This is a genomic window from Roseobacter phycocola (assembly GCF_042055075.2).
Taxonomy (GTDB): Bacteria; Pseudomonadota; Alphaproteobacteria; order Rhodobacterales; family Rhodobacteraceae; genus Roseobacter.
In genome coordinates this window covers 3860904-3879373 of record NZ_CP194010.1, presented here as the reverse complement: position 1 = coordinate 3879373, position 18470 = coordinate 3860904, and the positions used below count along the sequence as shown (strand labels likewise).

Here is an 18470-nt window from a genome sequence, read left to right as displayed (position 1 = left end):
AAAGACATTTCAGCCCGCAGCGCCCAGCGCTTTCGCGATCCGTCCGGCGAGGCGTTCGGCAACTGCATTCTTATCCATGCGGGGCCAACTTTCGGCACCATCATCGTCGATGATGGTCACCGCGTTTTCCATGCCCCCCATGATCCCCGTTTCAGGCGATACATCGTTGGCCACAATCCAGTCGCACCCCTTGCGCTGACGTTTCGCCGTTGCGTTTTCGACCACATCATCCGTTTCGGCGGCAAATCCGATCACAAGACCCGGTCTGTCTGTGTCCCGTCCGGCAATGTCCCGCAGGATGTCCGGGTTCTCTGCAAATTCCAGCACCGGCAGGCCGTCTCTGGATTTTTTCAACTTTCTGTCGCTGGCCCGGGCCATCCGCCAGTCTGCCACGGCAGCGGCAAATATGGCCGCGTCCGCTGGCAATGCTGCGCTGACGGCCGCCTGCATCTCAAGCGCCGTGGTCACGCGGATCGCCTCCGCCCCTTCGGGCGGTGGAACATCGGCCGGTCCTGTTACAAAGACGACGGTTGCGCCCAGCGCCAGCAGTGCGCGTGCAATTGCAGTGCCCTGTGCGCCGGAGGACCGGTTCGCGATATAGCGCACCGGGTCAATCGGTTCATGTGTCGGCCCGGAGGTGACGAGAATGCGTTTGCCCTTCAGCGGCCCGTCCGCGAAATGCGTGCTCACTGCCGCAACGATATCAAGCGGCTCTGCCATGCGACCTGGTCCATATTCCCCACAGGCCATGTCACCTTCGTCCGGTCCGACGATTTTTACGCCATCAGCGCGCAGTTGCGCCAGGTTGCGCTGCGTAGCCGCATGTTCCCACATCCTGACGTTCATGGCCGGTGCAATCATCACCGGCGTGTCGGTTGCCAGCAGAAGCGTCGTTGCAAGATCATCCGCAAGACCACCCGCCATCCGCGCCATCAGGTTTGCAGTGGCAGGTGCCACGAGCACCAGATCGGCAACACGGCTGAGCTGGATATGTCCCATCTCGGCTTCGTCGGTGAGGTCAAAAAGATTGCGGTACATCCTGGTCCCCGCCAGTGCGGAGACGGACAATGGCGTGACGAATTCCTCAGCAGCGCTGGTCAGAACAGGCGTCACCTGCGCGCCCCTTTCGCGGAGCCGCCGGATCAGGTCGAGCGATTTGAAAGCCGCTATACCGCCGCCAATGATCAGCAGGATATGTTTACCGCCCAGCATAAGGTGCCTTTTCCAGATATATTCCTGCCGGACCTTAGAACGCCCGTCCGGCAACTGCCAGCCCCACCGTGCTCAGCGGAACGCCGCACAGGGGTCACCGCGTTCCACTGTGGGGGAGGTCATGATCCGGTCAAAAACGCCTGGCGGCAGGCGCGAACCTTCTTCCCCCTGCCCCAGCACAAACACCGCGATGTCAGGCTTCACCCGTTCGAGATAGACCGGCATACCCCGGTCGCGGCGCGCATGGCCATTGCCGGTGATGACGACCACCGGCCCCCCTGTAAGCTCCAGCGCGCGCACCGTTTTCTGCGCCAGCCGGGCATCCCGCAGGCGCTGAAAATCAACCATGAAAGGCAACATCTCTTCGGGAAGAGCATCGCAATGCGCGGCCATCTGATCCGCCTCACGAGCGGTCTGCTCTGCTTCAGGCAATGGATCGTTCAACCCGTATGCCCCGCCCCCGATCCCGAACACAAAAGAAATCCCCTTTTCCCGCACCTGGCGGGCTTCCTGACGCGGAACACCCGCACCAAAAATGCGCGCATCGGGTGCTGCCGCAAAAATCGGATAGTACATCGTAAAATCCGGCCAGCCGGCGTTTTCCCAGTCAAACGCATCTGACAGCACTGCCGCGTCAGCGCCCGGCACGTGGCGCGCAGCCTGCGCCTCCGTAAGCATTTCGAACACTATGGCAGTGGGTTTCACCTCCGCAGTGATCTCCGCCTGTCGAGTGTGATGCCCGGGATTGTCATGCAGTTCGCCAAGGATGATCACATCCCCAACAAAGGAGCCCGCTGCCAGAGACAACGGGCTCAGCCACGCAATAAGAAAAGCGGCAAGCAGCCTCATGCGAGGAAGTGGAACACTTCTTTGGACTGACCTTCGAGGGATTTGCGCATCTTACCAAAGGCTGCGGCCTCCAGCTGACGCACGCGTTCCTTGCTCAGGTTCAGCTCCTGACCGAGACTTTCCAGCGTGCGGGGCTGTTCGCGCAGTTTGCGTTCACGCACGATAAAGCGCTCACGGTCGTTCAGATCATTCATTGCCTGCAGAAGCCACGCGCGCAGCTGCTCCGTGTCATGCGCGTGCTCGACAGTCTCGGCGGCCTGGGCGCTGTCATCTTCCAGCGCATCAATCCATTCACGCCCTTCGTCTTCGGTCGACTGGGTTGCATTGAGCGAATAGTCAGACCCGGACAGCCGCCCTTCCATCATCTCGACGTCATGGAGAGGGACACCGATTTCTGTGGAAATCATCTGGCGCAGCTGGTGGCGGTCCAGCGTTTCTCCGGCAGCTGCACTCTCGCGTTCCAGACGCGCCTGGACACGGCGCATGTTGAAGAACAGAGATTTCTGCGAGGAGGTCGACCCGGTGCGCACCATCGACCAGTTGCGCATGACGTAATCCTGAATGGATGCTTTGATCCACCAGACCGCATAAGTCGAAAAGCGAACGCCCCGGTCCGGATCAAACTTGTCCGCCGCCTTCATCAGCCCGAGACCTGCTTCCTGAATCAGGTCGTTCATCGGCGCGCCATAGCGTTTGAATTTTGACGCCATCGAAATCGCGAGCCGCATGTAGGCTGTAATCAGTCGGTGAAGGGACTCCTCACAGCGCTCATCCCGCCAGGCATAGGCCAGTCTGAGTTCTGTTTCCGCGTCGAGTAATTCCGCTTTCATCGCCCTGCGTGAAAGTGACATATCTCTTGCCGTGTCCAAAGCCATAGCGACATCTCCCAGTCAGATGAAGCACACCTTGCCGTGCACAATTGATATAGATACGCACCATACACCCGATTGGTTCACCGCAAAGGTTTATAAAATGTTGCCAAAACTGAGTTTCGTTCTAGGTGGGGCCGCCTCGGGAAAATCGGCGTTTGCGGAAAACCTTTTGTTAACCAGTGGTTTAGAACCTGTTTACCTTGCCACGTCCCGGGTTTTTGATGACGAAATAAAAATGCGGGTGGAGGTGCATAAATCGCGCAGATGTGAAGAATGGCGCAATTTTGAGCAAGATATTTACCCCGAGCGTATCCTGAGCACCCTGGAGAAGTCGCAGGGCGTTCTCATCGACTGCGCGACAATGTGGCTCACCAACGTGATTCTGGACGAAATGGATCCTGTTGCGGAACGCCAGCGTCTGATCCGTGGCATAGAAGCTTGCGCCGCCCCAATAATCATCGTCTCCAATGAAGTCGGCCATGGCATTGTGCCGGACAATACGCTGGCCCGCCGGTTCCGGGAGGAACAGGGACGGCTGAACATCGCCCTTGCAGCGGCTTCTGATCTTGCGGTTCTGGTCACGGCCGGGCTGCCACAGGTACTGAAAGGATCGCTGCCATGACGACCTGGCACTGGGTCCGCCATGGACCGACCCACCAGAAGTCCTTTGTCGGCTGGCGGGACGTGCCCGCTGATCTTTCTGACGAGGCTCAGATCAGCCGCCTGCGGGCGCATCTGCCGGAAGAGGCGCTGGTGATTTCATCCGATCTGATCCGGGCATCAGCCACTGCCGATGCCATTTCGGGCCAGGGCCACCAGCGGTTGCCCCATGACCCTGACCTGCGGGAGATGCATTTCGGCGTCTGGGATGGCATGCATTTTCGCGATGTCGCTGAAAGGGACCCGGAACTCAGCCGGTTGTTCTGGGAGGAGCCCGGCGATGTCAGCGCACCCGACGGCGAAAGCTGGAACCGGACCTCTGCACGTGTTGACCGTGTCGTGCGCCGACTGAATGCTGCCCATCCGGACACCCATATTATCGCCGTTGCGCATTTCGGCGTCATTCTGACCCAGCTTCAGCGGGCGCTGCGGGTCGCGCCCTATGATGCTCTGGCGCAGCCGATCGACAATCTGTCCGTCACCAGCATCACATGGCAGGGCGACACAGGAACACCCGGTGTGATCAATCACCTTCCGTGATCCTGCACACCACAATTGACCATTTGCCGACAGCTGACCGCACGTAATAGCGTCCGGTCATGACTTATGATCTTTATATTGGCGACCAGGCATTCTCGACCTGGTCCTTGCGCGGCTGGCTGATGCTTGAAAAGTTCGGCCTCTCTTTCAACACCCATCTGCTGGGACTGTATTCCGGCACAATGCAGAGCGATCTTTCCCCTCTTGCTCCAGCGCGTCTGGTCCCGGTCATGCAGACGCCGGAAGGTGACGTCGTGGGTGAAACACTCGCCATGGCAGAGACGCTGGCGGAACGCCACCCCGACGCCGGTCACTGGCCGCAGGATGCGGGCCTGCGATCCGCGGCACGGTGGCTCTGCGCCGAGATGGCTAGTGGTTTCAGCGCACTGCGTTCTGAATGCCCCATGCAGCTTTTTCATGTGAACGAGGGGTTTCACGTCTCCGACGGAGTGCGTGCAGATCTGGACCGGATTGAAACGCTTTGGGCCTGGGCACGGAGCCGTTCCGGCGATCAGGGTGACTGGCTGTTCGGTGAATACAGTCTGGCGGATGTTTTTTATGCGCCGGTCGCCGCGCGCATGGTCGGTTACGATCTGCCCATGACGGCGTTCGCTTCGGCCTATTGTGAGCGTACAATCTCGGATCAGGCTTTCATCGCGTGGCGCACAGAGGGGCTGAAGAAAACCTATGATCCCTTCCCCTATCCTGTGACTGCCAAGACCAGACCCTGGCCAGAGGTGAGCTGACGTTAACCGTTCGGTAACAGTGGTGACGGTAGCGTTAACCACAAACAGCCGGTTGCGGGGACCTTATGATCACTCACACTCATTCCGTGGCATTTCGCGGCGTGGACGCCTGCCTGGTTCAGGTACAGTGTTCTCTCACGCCGGGCCTGCCAGGGTTCAGCATCGTCGGTCTGCCGGACAAAGCGGTTTCCGAAGCACGGGACCGCGTGCGTTCCGCGCTTGCGGGCATGGCGATCGCTTTCCCCGCTAAAAAGATCACAATCAACCTCAGCCCCGCAGACCTGCCCAAAGAGGGCAGCCACTTTGATCTTCCAATTGCGCTGTCTTTGCTGGCAGCAATGGATATCGTTCCGTCCGATGTGGCCCGCACGGTCGTGGCGCTGGGGGAAATGTCGCTGGATGGCGGGCTTGTTCCGGTAGCCGGCAGTCTTCCCGCAGCCGTCACGGCATCAGAAAGCGATATGACACTGCTATGCCCTGCAGATTGCGGGCGCGAGGCCGCCTGGGTCAGCGGAGCACAGGTGATCGCTCCCAAAACGCTGGGCGATGTCATCCGCCACTTCAGCGGCCAGGTCCCCATCGCACCATCCCAGCCAGGCGAAGTCACGCACCCCGTTGCTGAAACCGATCTGCGCGATGTGAAGGGGCAGGAGCGGGCGAAACGTGCGCTTGAGATCGCTGCCGCCGGACGGCATCACCTGCTGTTTGTGGGCCCGCCTGGGTCTGGGAAATCCATGCTGTCCCGCAGGCTGCACAGCATCCTGCCTCCCCTGACGCCGCGCGAGGCGCTTGAGACATCTATGATCCAATCTGTTGCCGGTTTGCTGGATGCAGGTGGTATTTCCCGCGCGCGCCCTTTCCGCGATCCGCATCACACCTCCTCCATGGCAGCCATCATCGGCGGTGGCCGGATCGCACGCCCCGGTGAAGTGTCACTTGCGCATAACGGGGTGCTCTTCATGGATGAGTTCCCTGAATTCCAGCGCAATGTCCTGGAAACCCTGCGCCAGCCGCTGGAGACCGGCGAGGTGATGATTTCCCGGGCCAATGCGCATGTCCGCTACCCCTGCCGCTTCATGCTAGTCGCAGCTGCCAACCCGTGTCGCTGCGGATTCATGACTGATCCGGACCGCGCCTGCGCCCGGGTTCCGGATTGCGGCACAGACTATCTTGGCCGGATCTCAGGTCCGCTGATGGACCGCTTTGACCTGCGGGTCGAGGTGCCCCCGGTGCGCTATACAGACCTGAACCTGCCGGACAGCGGAGACAGTACCGAAACAGTCGCCGCCCGGGTTGCCACAGCTCTGGCGGTGCAACAGAACCGCTATGAGGGCCGGGCAGACATGCGCACAAATGCCGATGCCGCAGGCGATGCCCTCGAAGAAATCGCAGCACCTGACAGCGAAGGCCGTGATCTGCTGGTGCGCGTGGCCGAAAAGTTCAGCCTGACAGCGCGCGGGTATCACCGTGTCATGCGGGTGGCCCGGACAATCGCCGACCTGGACGGCTCAGCGGATGTCAGGCAACCTCACATTGCGGAGGCCGTCAGCTTCCGTCTCGTCACACCGGCGCGGCCCTGACGTTCAGCCACCCGCCCGCCGTTCGATGGCAAGCCAGATCTTTTCTGCAATGTTCACGCCATCAAAGCGCTCAAGTTCCTGGATGCCTGTGGGCGACGTCACGTTGATCTCTGTCAGGTAATCACCGATGACGTCGATGCCCACAAAGACCTGCCCTTTTTCCCTGAGCAATGGCCCGATTGCCGCACAGATTTCCAGATCACGGTCGGTAAGCCCGATTTTCTCAGGCCGCCCGCCGACGTGCATATTGGACCTTGTCTCGCCTGCAGCAGGCACACGGTTGATAGCGCCCACGGCTTCCCCATCGACCAGAATAACCCGTTTGTCTCCGTTGGATACATCGGGCAGAAATTTCTGCACAATGAGCGGCTCCCGCGAAAACCCCGTGAAAAGCTCATGCAGCGAGGTCAGGTTCCGGTCCGCCGCATCAAGGCGGAAAACGCCGGCGCCGCCATTGCCGTAGAGCGGCTTGAGGATGACATCACCATGCTTTTGCTTGAATGCCTTGATTGTCTCGAGGTCCCGCGCAATCGTCGTCGGCGGCGTGAGATCGGGAAAATCCAGCACCAGCAGTTTTTCCGGGTAATTCCGCACCCAGAAAGGATCATTCACGACAAGCGTTTCCGGGGCCAGCCGGTCCAGCAGATGCGTCGACGTGATGTAATGCATATCAAACGGGGGGTCCTGACGCAGCCAGACGACATCAAAATCCGCAAGGTCGACTTCCTTTTCCGGCCCCAGTTCCGCATGTTCGCCCTGAACACGCTGCACCCGGAGGTCGTAACCGCGCGCCGTGATCCGCCCTTCCTGATAGGCCAGATGATCCGGTGTATAAAAAAACAGGCTGTGGCCGCGCGCCTGCGCCTCCTCGGCAAGGCGGAACGAACTGTCCGCGTTGATGTCCACGTCCCCGATCGGGTCCATCTGAAAGGCGATTTTCATGGCCGCTCCCTCTGTTAGCCCCCACTAAATGGGACAGGATTCACGGCAGCGCAATGGCCCGAAGAGAATTCATCACCCCGGAGCGAACGCATTCGGCAAAACCCGTAGCGCACCATTTCCGTCCACCAGAGCCGCATCAAAGCGCATCTCGGTCAGCAATCCCTGCGGCTCATGCGCGGCGAATTCCATCGCAGCGGCGGAAATCCGGGCAATCTGACGCGCTGTTATGCGCAGCGCGGCCTGGTCCAGCGAGCGGCTTTTCTTTACCTCAGTAAACACCAGCCCCCCGTTTCGGCGGAAAATCAGGTCGATTTCCCCGGCCTGGCCACGCCAGCGCTTTTTTACCAATGCGTAGCCGCGATCCAGATAAGCACGGCTGACGAATTCCTCGGCGGCAAGACCTGCGTGAAAACTGACCTGGCCTCTGGTCCGCCGTTCCGTCGCCACCGTCATGCTCACTCCTTCGTCATGGCAAGTGCCAGCTGGTACACCTGGCGTCGCGGCAGGTCATTGGCCTGCGCGATCATATCTACCGCATCGCGCATCGACATACTGCCCAATGCGGCCCTGAGGTCCTCTTCTATGCCCGAAGTGCTAACAGGTTGTAACCGGGCACGATCAATCAGCACAACGATTTCGCCTTTGACCTTTTCGCCAGAAAACGCGCCTGCCAGCTCCGCGAGCGTGCCCCTGCGGACCTCTTCGAACTTCTTTGTCAGTTCGCGACACACGGCGGCAGGCCGGTCGCCCCCCAGAACCCGCGCGGCATCGCTCAGCATCGCGCCGACACGCTTCGGGGATTCGTAGAATGCGAGCGTACCAGGGACATCCCTGAGGCGTTCCAGCGCCCCCCGCCGCGCGCCCGCCGCATTTGGCAGGAACCCGGCAAAGAAAAAGGCGTCCGTGGGAAGCCCCGCCAGAACCAGCGCTGTCAGCACTGCAGAGGGGCCCGGGGCCGACGTGACAACCAGCCCTGCAGCTGCCGCATCACGCGCGAGGCCGAAACCGGGATCAGCAATCAGCGGCATTCCCGCTTCGGAGGCATAGGCAACCGAACGCCCTGCCCGCACAGCTTCCAGCAATTCGGCGGTAACCGCTTCGCTGCTGTGATCATGCAGTGCAATGATCCGCCGCCCGTCCAGAGGAACGCCGTGAATGTCCATCAGTTTGCGCAGACTGCGGGTGTCCTCCGCCGCCAGAACATCAGCCGACGCCAGAACATCAAGCGCGCGCAGCGTGATGTCACGCGCCGTACCAATCGGGACACCTACGAACCAGACCCCGGCAGCGAGTGGCACTTTTTGGAAATTCAAAGCTGGACCCGCCTTTCGTGACGTCTATGATTGCCGGAAATCTGCGCAGAACGCGCAATGACCGGAGTATCGCTTATGTTTGCCGTTTTCCCCGCCGCCCGCAAGCTTCTGAGCCGGCTGGCCCTGCCGCTGGCCGCGCTGGCTCTGGCCGCCTGTGAACCCATCCCGGGTGGTCTTGGAACCGGCGCATCGATCAACACATCGAAACCTGTACCAGTGGCGCTGCTTGTGCCGTCAGGGTCAGGAAATGTCACGAACGATATTCTGGCGCAAAGTCTTGAAAATGCGGCCCGTCTGGCCATGCGTGACCTGAACGGTGTGCAGATTGACCTGCGGGTATACCCCACAGCTGCAAACGCAACAGTCGCCGCCAACGCAGCGGAACAGGCGGTCGATGACGGTGCAAAAATCATCCTGGGTCCGGTCTTTGCGGCCGCCGCGAACGCGGTCGGCGTGGCCGTTGCAGATGACAATGTGAACGTGCTGGCCTTTTCCAACAATGCGGCCATTGCTGGCGGTAACGTTTTTGTTCTGGGCCAGACCTTCCAGAACACTGCAAACCGCATGACAGGCTTTGCCCGCGCCCAGGGGAAAAGCCGTTTTGTGATCGTGCACGGGCAGGACTCCGCCGGCACTCAGGGGCGCGATGCAATCCAGCGCGCCGTGAGCGCGCAGGGCGCGTCGGTGGCCGGAACCGTCAGCTACGCGCTGTCGCAGCAGGATGTCATTGCAGCCATCCCGAATATCAAAAACACTGTTCAGTCCGCCGGTGCGGACGCAGTATTCATGACAACAGACACGGCAACCGCCCTGCCGCTTCTTTCACAGCTTTTGCCTGAGGCCGGCGTATCGAGCCCGGAGGCTCAGTTCATCGGGCTGACACGGTGGGACATTCCCCCACAGACGCTCAGCCTGCCGGGTGTCCAGGGGGGCTGGTTTGCCGTACCTGACCCAGGCGCCACGTCCCTGTTCAGCGGCAAATACCAGGCCGCCTACGGATCATCGCCCCACCCGATCGGCGGCCTCGCGTTCGATGGTATTGCCGCCATCGGCGCATTGGTCAGCCAGGGGAACAGCGACGCCCTGACAGGCGCGGCCCTGACGCAAAGCGCAGGCTATCGGGGTGCCAGCGGCATTTTCCGGCTGCTGCCCAACGGCACCAACGAACGTGGTCTGGCAGTTGCGACGGTTAACAATGCGCAGGTCGAAATCCTAAGCCCCGCACCGGCCACTTTTGGCGGAGCAGGTTTGTAAGGCATCCGCATGTCTCTCCCAGAACCGCAGGAGGCCCCTGCGGACACACCCGATCTGATCTGCCCGACTGAGGCTGTTTTTGACCGCGACAGGGTAATGGCGCGGCTGCGGCAGGCTTTTAACCGTGATCTGACGGATGCCGAGACCCGCGCGGAAACAGTTTCCGCATTGCGGGATGCTCAAACGTCGGGCCGGGAGGCCATAGCACGGGCATTTGCTGAAAACCCGTTTGCGGCGCGGCCGATGACGCGGGCCTATACCTATCTGACAGATGAGCTGGTACGCACCGTTCTTTGGGTTGCGACTGAAGTCCTGCACCGGCGTCCCAACCCCACTTCGGGCGAGCATCTTTCCGTAATCGCGGTCGGGGGGTATGGCCGGGGCGAAATGGCCCCCTTTTCAGATGTCGATCTCCTGTTCCTGACGCCCTACAAAATGACCCCCTGGGCGGAAAGCGTCATCGAAACGATGCTGTACATGCTGTGGGACCTCAAACTGAAGGTCGGCCACGCCAGCCGGACCATCAAAGAGTGCCTGCGGCTGGGGGGCGAGGATTTCACCATCCGCACGGCACTGCTGGAACAACGGTATCTGGCAGGTGAAAAAGAGCTGGCTGAAAAACTCGGCAGGAAACTGCGCGAAGACCTTTTCGCCGGATCAGAGCGCGCCTTCGTCGAAGCCAAACTGGCCGAACGCGAGACCCGTCACAAAAAGCACGGCCAGAGGTACGTTGTTGAACCCAACGTCAAAGAGGGCAAGGGCGGTCTGCGCGATCTTCAGTCGCTCTACTGGATTGCCAAATACGTGCACGGGGTCAAGGACACCGCCGAGCTCGTGCGTCTCGGCGTCTTTACTGCTGAAGAATATGAGAATTTTGTATCCGCTGAGAGTTTTCTGTGGGCTGTGCGGGGGCACCTGCACCTGCTGAGCGGCCGGCCAACAGAGCAGCTGACCTTTGATATGCAGGTCCAGGTGGCCGAGGCCATGGGCTATGAGGACGCAACCGGCAGGCGGGGCGTTGAAATTTTCATGCAGGCCTTCTTTCTGCATGCCACTGAGGTGGGCGATCTGACCCGCATCTTCCTGACGAAAATGGAAGCCGACCACGTCAAAGCCGACCCGCTGCTGGAGCGGATATTCCGGCGTCGTCCGCGCACCCGCGAGGGCTACAAGGTGGTTCACAACCGGCTTGCGATCAGCGACGACACGGCTTTTCTGTCCGACAAACTGAACCTGTTGCGGGTGTTCGAAGAGGGCCTGAGAACGGGCATGCTGATCCACCCCGATGCCATGCGGCTGGTAAAGGCAAACCTCGACCTGATCGATGACGACATGCGCACCTCACCCGAAGCGCGGCGCATTTTCTTTGATCTTCTGCTCAAACACGGCAACCCGGAGCGTGCGCTGCGGCGGATGAACGAGCTGGGCGTGCTGGGCGCATTCATCCCAGAATTCGAGTTCATCGTCGCGATGATGCAGTTTAACATGTATCACTCCTATACTGTGGACGAGCACATCATTCAGTGCGTGACGACGCTGAGCCAGATTGAGCGGGGAGAGCTGGAGGAGGACCTGCCGGTGGCCTCCTCGATCCTCAAGGAAGGTGTGAACCGCAAGGTGCTCTACACCGCCCTGCTGTTGCATGACATCGCCAAAGGCCGTCCCGAGGATCACTCCATTCTCGGTGCGCAGATGGCACGGAAAATCGCACCCCGGCTGGGACTGAACAAGGCGGACACGGACACCGTCGAATGGCTTGTCCGCTATCACCTGCTGATGTCGGACATGGCCCAGAAGCGTGACATCGCAGACCCGCGGACAGTGCGTGAATTTGCCAAGGCAGTACGCGAGGTCAAAAGGCTCGATCTGCTCTGCGTCCTGACTGTTTGTGACATCCGCGGCGTGGGCCCGGATACCTGGAACAACTGGAAAGCGGTGCTGATCCGCGCGCTTTACCGACAGACCCGCAAGGCGCTGGAAACAGGGCTTGAGGATCTTAACCGCGAAAACCGCGGTGCCGAGGCCAAACGCGCCCTGCGCGAGGCGCTCAGCGACTGGCCCCGCAAGGATCTGCAGGCAGAGACCGCGCGTCACTACGACCCCTACTGGCAGGGTTTGCATGTCACCGCACATGCCACCTTTGCCGGGATGCTGCGCGACATCAAAGAGGACGAAATCCTCATCGACCTGCACCCGGACGAAGACCGGGATGCCACGCGCGCCTGCTTCGTCATGGCCGACCACCCGGGTATTTTCACCCGTCTCGCCGGCGCACTTGCGCTTGTTGGTGCAAACGTTGTGGACGCGCGCAGCTACACGACCAAGGACGGGTTCGTCACAGACGCCTACTGGATCCAGGACGCGGACGGAAACCCCTATGACGCCTCGCGCCTGCCGCGTCTGCGCCGGATGATCGAACGGACCCTGATGGGCGAGGTTGTGGCGCGTGACGCCCTGAAAGACCGCGACAAGGTCAAGAAACGCGAACGCGCCTTCCGCGTGCCCACGCATATCACCTTCGACAACGAAGGTTCAGAAATCTACACGATCATCGAGGTGGATACACGGGACCGGCCAGGCCTGCTTTATGATCTGGCGCGCACGCTGGCAGCCTCCAACGTGTATATCGCCAATGCTGTGATCGCGACCTATGGCGAACAGGTCGTGGACACCTTCTACGTCAAGGACATGTTCGGCCTGAAGTACCATTCCGAGAGCAAACAGCGCACACTCGAGAAAAAGCTGCTGCAAGCCATCGATGAAGGTGTCGAAAGGGCCAGAGAATGAAGCCCATCCGCCTGATGTCCGGCTTCTTCACCGTCGGCGGCTGGACCCTGATGTCGCGCGTGCTGGGATTCATCCGCGATGCCATGATCCTCGCTTATCTGGGTACAGGACCGCTCTATCAGGCCTATGTGGTGGCCTTCCGCCTGCCCAATATGTTTCGCCGGTTCTTTGCCGAGGGCGCATTCAACATGGCCTTCGTGCCGATGTTTTCGAAACGTGTCGAAAGTGGCGATGATCCGGACGGGTTTGCTTCGGACGCATTTGCCGGGCTGGCTTTTGTCCTGATTGCCCTGACCCTCGTGGCGATGGCCGCGATGCCCTGGCTGATTTACGGAATCGCATCAGGTTTTGCCGGGCAGGAAGAGTTTACGTTGTCCGTGGAGTTCGGGCGCGTCGCTTTTCCCTATGTGCTCTTCATTTCGCTAGCCGCCTTGCTGTCCGGCATGCTGAATGCGTCCGGCCGCTTTGCGGCAGCTGCTGCGGCGCCGGTTCTGCTGAATATCTTTCTGATCGCCGCGATGTTCGCTGCGGCGACCCTTGGCGGTGACATCGCGCGCGCCCTGATCTGGGCCATTCCGCTTGCCGGGGTTGCCCAGTTTATCCTGCTCTGGGTTGCGGTCCGGCGTGCCGGGTTCAATATCAGCATCCGGCGGCCACGCCTGACACCTCAGATGCGGAACCTGATACGCGTGGCCGTGCCCGCGGCACTTGCCGGTGGCGTGGTCCAGATCAATCTGCTCGTTGGCCAGCAGGTCGCCAGTTACTTTGACAAGGCTGTGGGCTGGCTCTTTGCCGCCGACCGTCTTTATCAGCTGCCACTGGGGGTTGTCGGTATCGCCGTGGGGGTGGTTCTGTTGCCCGATCTGTCGCGCAAGCTGCAGGCACAGGATGATACCGGTGCCCGTATCGCTCTGAGCCGCGCTGGCGAGATATCGCTGGCGCTGACGATCCCGGCAGCTTTCGCGCTGATCGTCATTCCGTTCCCTCTTGTTTCTGTGCTGTTCGAACGGGGTGCCGCGACCACTGACGACAGCGCCGCCATTGCCAGCGCTGTGGCGATCTACGGCCTGGGTCTGCCGGCCTTTGTGCTGCAGAAGATCCTGCAACCGCTCTATTTTGCCCGCGAGGATACGCGGCGGCCGTTTCACTACGCAGTGGTATCAATGGTGATCAACGCAGGGCTGGCCATCGGACTGGCTCCCGTGATCGGCTGGCTGGCCCCGGCGATCGCTACAACGGTGGCCGCCTGGGCGATGGTGCTGTTGCTGCAGACCGGTGCGCGACAGTACGGCGAGGTTGCACGTTTCGACGACCGGTTCCGCCAGCGTATCTGGCGCATGGTCGTCGCCTCTGTCGTGATGGCGCTTGTACTCTGGAGTGCCGCGTCCATTCTCAATCCGTTCCTCGGTATGCCGTGGTGGCGCGCGCTCGCACTGGCCGCGCTCATCGGCATTGGCGTATTGGTCTATTTCGGTATGGGCCAGCTGATCGGCGCATTCCGTATCGCTGAATTCCGAGCCGCCCTGCGACGGCGCTGATCAGTCCCGGCGCAGCGCCCGGATCAGGCGTGTCATCCCGCCGGGCACCAGCAGGGCAGAGGCTAAAAAGCCAAAGGCAAAACCGGCCAGATCGGCCACCCATTCTGTCGAGGGGCCAAAAAAGACACCCCAGATCAGTTGCAGTCCCATGAGCATGGCGATCAGAGAAAAGGCGCGCATCTGCTGCTCTCCCGCCAGACTGAGTTTCAGCCACATCACAAACGAATATCCGCCGATCAGCCCGTAAACGGCCGGAAAGCCGCCGACGATCCACGCCGGATCGTTCAGCAGCAGGCCATAGATCAGTGCGCCGAACACAGCACCACCGAAAAACAGCACCACCACCGCAAGCTGTCCCAGCGTCTCGCCGACCATTTTTCCCAGCGCAAGGGTCAGCACAATGGCAAAGAGAGCCGCAGTAAAACCGGAATGCACAAAGCTGTAGGTCACGAACCGCAGCAGATGTTCAGAGGGCCAGCGCCCGTTCAGAACCATCCAGTCAAAGATATCGCCGGAAAACGCGTAGCGCTGGACGTAGTCCAGCCGCCAGCCCACGGCTTCCGGGCCACCCAGCAGACCGGCCGCTCCCAGAGAGAACAGCGCCTCGGGAATGGCCATAGCCAGAAACAGGACCACCACAACAGGCGGCAGTGGGTTTACCGGCGGCGCTTCGCGATAGTCATCCATATGCGTGGCATTCCTTGACGATACTGTGCCCCATGGGTAAGCCACGCCCAGCCGTATTGCCAGTCAGGAATGGAGCCACAGCATGACCACCCCGCAATTCACACCGCGCGTCTTTTCCGGCATCCAGCCGTCGGGCGGTCTGACGCTGGGCAACTATCTGGGCGCCATCAAGCGTTTTGTCCAGATGCAGGACGAAGGGATCGAGACGGTCTATTGCATGGTTGACCTGCATGCCGTCACCGTATGGCAGGACCCTGCAGATCTCACGCGGAACACCCGCGAACTGGCGGCGGGCTTTATTGCATCCGGGCTGAGCCCCGAAAAATCGATTCTGATCAATCAGAGCCAGGTGCCTGAACATGCCCAGCTGGGCTGGGTCTTTTCCTGCGTCGCCCGCATGGGCTGGATGCAGCGGATGACCCAGTTCAAGGACAAAGCAGGCAAGAACGCACAGAACGTGTCACTGGGTCTGTTTGGCTATCCGGCACTGATGGCCGCCGACATCCTGATCTATCATGCCACCCATGTCCCTGTGGGCGAAGATCAGAAGCAGCACCTTGAACTGACGCGCGACATCGCAACCAAGTTTAACCATGACTATGGCGTGGACTTCTTCCCGATCACCGAACCGGTGATCGAAGGGGCCGCAACGCGTGTGATGAGCCTGCGCGACGGGTCAAAGAAGATGTCAAAGTCCGATCCTTCGGATGCGAGCCGCATCAACATGACCGATGACGCAGACACAATCGCAAAGAAGATCCGCAAGGCCAAAACGGACCCCGACGCGCTGCCATCTGAGGTCGCCGGCCTCGAAGACCGGCCCGAAGCAAGGAACCTCGTGAACATCTATGCCGCCCTGAGCGAGCAAAGCGTTGAGGACGTGCTGAAGGATGTAGGCGGTCAGCAGTTCGGCACTTTTAAACCGCAGCTGGCAGAGCTGGCCGTGTCAAAACTGTCGCCGATTTCCGGAGAGATGGCACGACTGATGAACGATCCGTCAGAGATCGACCGTATCCTGGCACGCGGCGCAGAGCAGGCACGCGCAATCACCGCACCGATTCTGGCACGCACTTACGAAATCATGGGGATGGTGCGTTAAGCCTTCCGCAGGCTGCGCAGCAGAAACGTGAAGCTGACCGGGCGCGCGGTCTGATGCCAGCTGTGCATCTGTACCGGATCGGCGGCCAGCATCCGTTCCCGGGCATCTGCGACGACCAGAAGCCCGGCAGTAAAGAACGCTGCACTGAAAGAAAACAGACCGTTTGCGCCTGTCATATATAGGCCGGACAACACCGGTCTGGAATCCGGTGTGAAAAGACCAGAGAAAAACAGACCGAGTGAGAACAGCAATCCGGCGGCGCTGACCAGAAAGACAATTGTTGTGCGTTTCATCCATTGCACCGGGCGCAGTACCTGGACCGGGTTATCTCTGTTCTGACCGAAATGCAGCCAGATTCCGGCGCCTGCGCCGATCAGTCCGGACACGACAATAAAGAAAAACGCCGTCCACAACACCGCAATACTGAGCACAATTGCAGCACACAGAGCGACGAGCCCTGTGTGTCTGGATTGCGTGACGGTTTGCATCAGTTCAGGCAACGTTGGCAGTTTCGCAAAACGTGACATTTCCTTACCCCCTCAGAACAAAGGAGAAAATAGCACACCTGGCGCAATCTGTCTCAGCCACCTCCCGTATAAAGCGAAAAACTGCCGATGCTTCAGTTGCAGCAGTGCACAGGTGATGCGCAGCCGTGCATCTGGCAAACGCAAACCTGCGCCAATATTTCAGGCTGACCAGCGTCATAAAAAGGAAGCCGGAATGACCAAAGCACCACATCCATCCGTAGGACATATTCACCTGAAGGTCTCAGACATTGACCGCGCTCTGGGTTTTTACCGGGATCTGCTTGGCTTCGAGCTGACACAGCGCTTTGGCAATGAAGCGGCCTTCCTGGGTGCAGGCGGATATCACCATCATATCGGTCTCAACACCTGGCACAGCAAGGGCGGGTCCGCGCCGGCAGACGGGACCACCGGTCTGTATCACAGCGCGTTTCTTTACCCCGACCGGGCAGCGCTCGGAGCCGTGATTAAACGCGTGCTGGACGCTGGATACACTCTGGATGGTGCAGCCGATCACGGTGTCAGCGAAGCGGTTTACCTGCGGGACCCGGATGACAATGGTGTTGAACTCTACCGCGACCGCGCGCCCGAGGACTGGCCCAGACGTGACGATGGTTCACTGGCTATGGTCAACGACCGTCTGGACGTTGATGCGATCATCCGCGAAGCCGCATAACAATGCCGCCGCTGGCCGATGGACAATTCTGACCTCATGGGTCAGTTTCGCGGCAGAAATTGCGCAGGGGCGGGACGATGACAACCGGATTTTACCATGATGAGCGGTGTTTCTGGCATGCTGGTGGAAATTACGCGTTCACGATCCCGCTGGGCGGGCATGTTCAGCCTCTCGCGGCGGGCGGTCTGCCAGAAAATCCGGAAACCAAACGCCGTCTGAAAAACCTGATGGAGGTGACCGGCATTACAGCCGATCTGGACATGCGCAACGCCGACGCCGCAACGCGTGACGAGCTGCTGCGCGTGCACCCGGCGCATTACCTCGACCGTTTCAAAGAGATGTCTGACGCAGGCGGTGGCGAGATCGGCCGGGCGACGCCCTTTGCCCGCGGGGGCTATGAAATTGCCGCCCTGTCCGCCGGTCTTGCACGGACTGCACTTCAGGATGTGCTGACGGGCTCGGTCACAAACGCCTATTCCCTGTCCCGTCCGCCCGGACACCATTGCCTGCCGGATTTCCCGAACGGTTTCTGTTTGCTGGCCAATATTGCCATCGCAATCGAATCCGCCCGGGCGAAAGGTCTGGCGGAACGTTTTGTGGTGCTCGACTGGGATGTGCATCACGGCAACGGGACAGAAGCGATTTTTTACGAGCGCGACGACGTTCTGACGCTGTCGATGCATCAGGAGGGCAACTACCCGCTGGATACCGGGGCCGTAACTGACCGCGGCAAAGGTGCGGGGATGGGATACAACGTCAACCTGCCACTGCCCGCCGGAGCAGGGCACACCGCCTATCTGCACGCGATGGACACGGTCATTCTGCCACAGATCGAGGCTTACCAGCCGGATGTGATCATCGTTGCCTGTGGGTTTGACGCGTCAGCCATCGACCCTTTGGCCAGAATGCTCGCAACCGCGGAAACCTTCCGCGAGATGACCAAACGTGTCCGGCAGGCCGCCGAGACACTCTGTGACGGACGCCTCGTTCTTGTGCACGAGGGGGGATATTCGGAAGTCTATGTCCCCTTCTGCGGGCATGCGACGCTGGAAGCCCTGTCAGACAGTTCCAGATCAGCACCCGATCCGATGGCGCATGCACTGGGCATCCGTCAGCCCGGGCCAAGGTTTGACGCGTTTCTGAAATCTGAAATAGATCATCTGGCCAGCCTGCTCTGAGCAAACGGAGAGA

General features: G+C 60.3%; 18 protein-coding genes. 10 read left to right on the top strand and 8 right to left on the bottom strand.

All coding sequences use genetic code 11. The features are described 5' to 3' along the window. Nucleotides 1-9 precede the first annotated feature (9 nt). The 3 genes from coaBC to AB4K19_RS19130 all read right to left on the bottom strand — a co-directional run bounded on the left by coaBC (nt 10) and on the right by AB4K19_RS19130 (nt 2936). Nucleotides 10-1212, bottom strand: coding sequence for a bifunctional phosphopantothenoylcysteine decarboxylase/phosphopantothenate--cysteine ligase CoaBC (gene coaBC, locus AB4K19_RS19140; protein ID WP_375229829.1), 1203 nt, complete (start codon nt 1210-1212; stop codon nt 10-12). 72 nt (nt 1213-1284) lie between these two features. After that, nucleotides 1285-2061 carry a ChaN family lipoprotein gene (locus AB4K19_RS19135; protein WP_375229828.1) on the bottom strand — a complete coding sequence of 259 codons (777 nt, stop codon included), beginning with the start codon at nt 2059-2061 and terminating at the stop codon, nt 1285-1287. Continuing rightward, on the bottom strand, nt 2058-2936 hold the full coding sequence (locus AB4K19_RS19130; protein ID WP_375229827.1) for an RNA polymerase factor sigma-32: 879 nt from the start codon (nt 2934-2936) through the stop codon (nt 2058-2060). The genes AB4K19_RS19135 and AB4K19_RS19130 overlap by 4 nt, the downstream gene beginning before the upstream one ends. Nucleotides 2937-2955: 19 nt before the next feature. Here AB4K19_RS19130 and cobU point away from each other — a divergent pair, with 19 nt between their 5' ends. From cobU to AB4K19_RS19110, 4 genes are all read left to right on the top strand, one after another. After that, on the top strand, nt 2956-3555 hold the full coding sequence (cobU, locus tag AB4K19_RS19125) for a bifunctional adenosylcobinamide kinase/adenosylcobinamide-phosphate guanylyltransferase (protein WP_375229826.1): 600 nt from the start codon (nt 2956-2958) through the stop codon (nt 3553-3555). After that, nucleotides 3552-4133: a histidine phosphatase family protein gene (locus AB4K19_RS19120; protein ID WP_375229825.1), complete on the top strand. Its 582-nt coding sequence runs from the start codon at nt 3552-3554 to the stop codon at nt 4131-4133. The genes cobU and AB4K19_RS19120 overlap by 4 nt, the downstream gene beginning before the upstream one ends. A gap of 59 nt (nt 4134-4192) precedes the next feature. After that, complete coding sequence (locus AB4K19_RS19115) at nt 4193-4879, top strand: glutathione S-transferase (protein ID WP_375229824.1); 687 nt, start codon at nt 4193-4195, stop codon at nt 4877-4879. 65 nt (nt 4880-4944) lie between these two features. Next, entirely contained in the window at nt 4945-6459 is a 1515-nt protein-coding gene (locus tag AB4K19_RS19110; RefSeq protein WP_375229823.1) for a YifB family Mg chelatase-like AAA ATPase, read from the top strand. A gap of 3 nt (nt 6460-6462) precedes the next feature. Here the strand turns inward: AB4K19_RS19110 and gshB are convergent, their stop codons facing one another. From gshB to rsmI, 3 genes are all read right to left on the bottom strand, one after another. Further along, a complete protein-coding gene (gene gshB / locus AB4K19_RS19105; RefSeq protein WP_375229822.1) occupies nt 6463-7401 on the bottom strand; it encodes a glutathione synthase in 939 nt (312 codons plus the stop codon). Between the two features lie 72 nt (nt 7402-7473). Further along, on the bottom strand, nt 7474-7854 hold the full coding sequence (locus tag AB4K19_RS19100; protein ID WP_375229821.1) for a YraN family protein: 381 nt from the start codon (nt 7852-7854) through the stop codon (nt 7474-7476). Nucleotides 7855-7856: 2 nt separating this feature from the next. Next, the gene (rsmI, locus tag AB4K19_RS19095; protein ID WP_436398566.1) at nt 7857-8714 is read right to left on the bottom strand and encodes a 16S rRNA (cytidine(1402)-2'-O)-methyltransferase; all 858 of its coding nucleotides are present in this window, start codon (nt 8712-8714) and stop codon (nt 7857-7859) included. Between the two features lie 75 nt (nt 8715-8789). Here rsmI and AB4K19_RS19090 point away from each other — a divergent pair, with 75 nt between their 5' ends. Genes AB4K19_RS19090 through murJ form a run of 3 tightly spaced genes read left to right on the top strand, consistent with a single transcriptional unit; the run spans nt 8790 to nt 14293 of the window. Further along, complete coding sequence (locus AB4K19_RS19090) at nt 8790-9968, top strand: penicillin-binding protein activator (protein ID WP_436399554.1); 1179 nt, start codon at nt 8790-8792, stop codon at nt 9966-9968. A 9-nt stretch (nt 9969-9977) separates the two neighbouring features. Beyond that, nucleotides 9978-12755 carry a [protein-PII] uridylyltransferase gene (locus AB4K19_RS19085; protein ID WP_375229818.1) on the top strand — a complete coding sequence of 926 codons (2778 nt, stop codon included), beginning with the start codon at nt 9978-9980 and terminating at the stop codon, nt 12753-12755. Further along, nucleotides 12752-14293, top strand: a complete 1542-nt coding sequence (gene murJ / locus AB4K19_RS19080; protein WP_375229817.1) for a murein biosynthesis integral membrane protein MurJ — start codon at nt 12752-12754, stop codon at nt 14291-14293. Before AB4K19_RS19085 ends, murJ begins: the two co-directional genes overlap by 4 nt. Here the strand turns inward: murJ and AB4K19_RS19075 are convergent, their stop codons facing one another. Continuing rightward, nucleotides 14294-14980 (bottom strand): rhomboid family intramembrane serine protease, encoded by a 687-nt coding sequence (locus AB4K19_RS19075; RefSeq protein ID WP_375229816.1) that lies wholly within the window; start codon nt 14978-14980, stop codon nt 14294-14296. 82 nt (nt 14981-15062) lie between these two features. Here AB4K19_RS19075 and trpS point away from each other — a divergent pair, with 82 nt between their 5' ends. Further along, the gene (trpS, locus tag AB4K19_RS19070; RefSeq protein ID WP_375229815.1) at nt 15063-16079 is read left to right on the top strand and encodes a tryptophan--tRNA ligase; all 1017 of its coding nucleotides are present in this window, start codon (nt 15063-15065) and stop codon (nt 16077-16079) included. Here trpS and AB4K19_RS19065 read toward each other — a convergent pair. After that, nucleotides 16076-16606 carry a hypothetical protein gene (locus tag AB4K19_RS19065; protein WP_375229814.1) on the bottom strand — a complete coding sequence of 177 codons (531 nt, stop codon included), beginning with the start codon at nt 16604-16606 and terminating at the stop codon, nt 16076-16078. The two genes, trpS and AB4K19_RS19065, sit on opposite strands and share 4 nt — an antisense overlap. Before the next feature lie 193 nt (nt 16607-16799). Between AB4K19_RS19065 and AB4K19_RS19060 the strand changes: the two genes are divergently transcribed. Together AB4K19_RS19060 and AB4K19_RS19055 are read left to right on the top strand one after the other, a co-directional pair. Next, nucleotides 16800-17279, top strand: coding sequence for a VOC family protein (locus tag AB4K19_RS19060; protein WP_375229813.1), 480 nt, complete (start codon nt 16800-16802; stop codon nt 17277-17279). 77 nt (nt 17280-17356) lie between these two features. Then, nucleotides 17357-18457, top strand: a complete 1101-nt coding sequence (locus tag AB4K19_RS19055; protein WP_375229812.1) for a class II histone deacetylase — start codon at nt 17357-17359, stop codon at nt 18455-18457. The last annotated feature ends 13 nt before the right edge of the window (nt 18458-18470 follow it).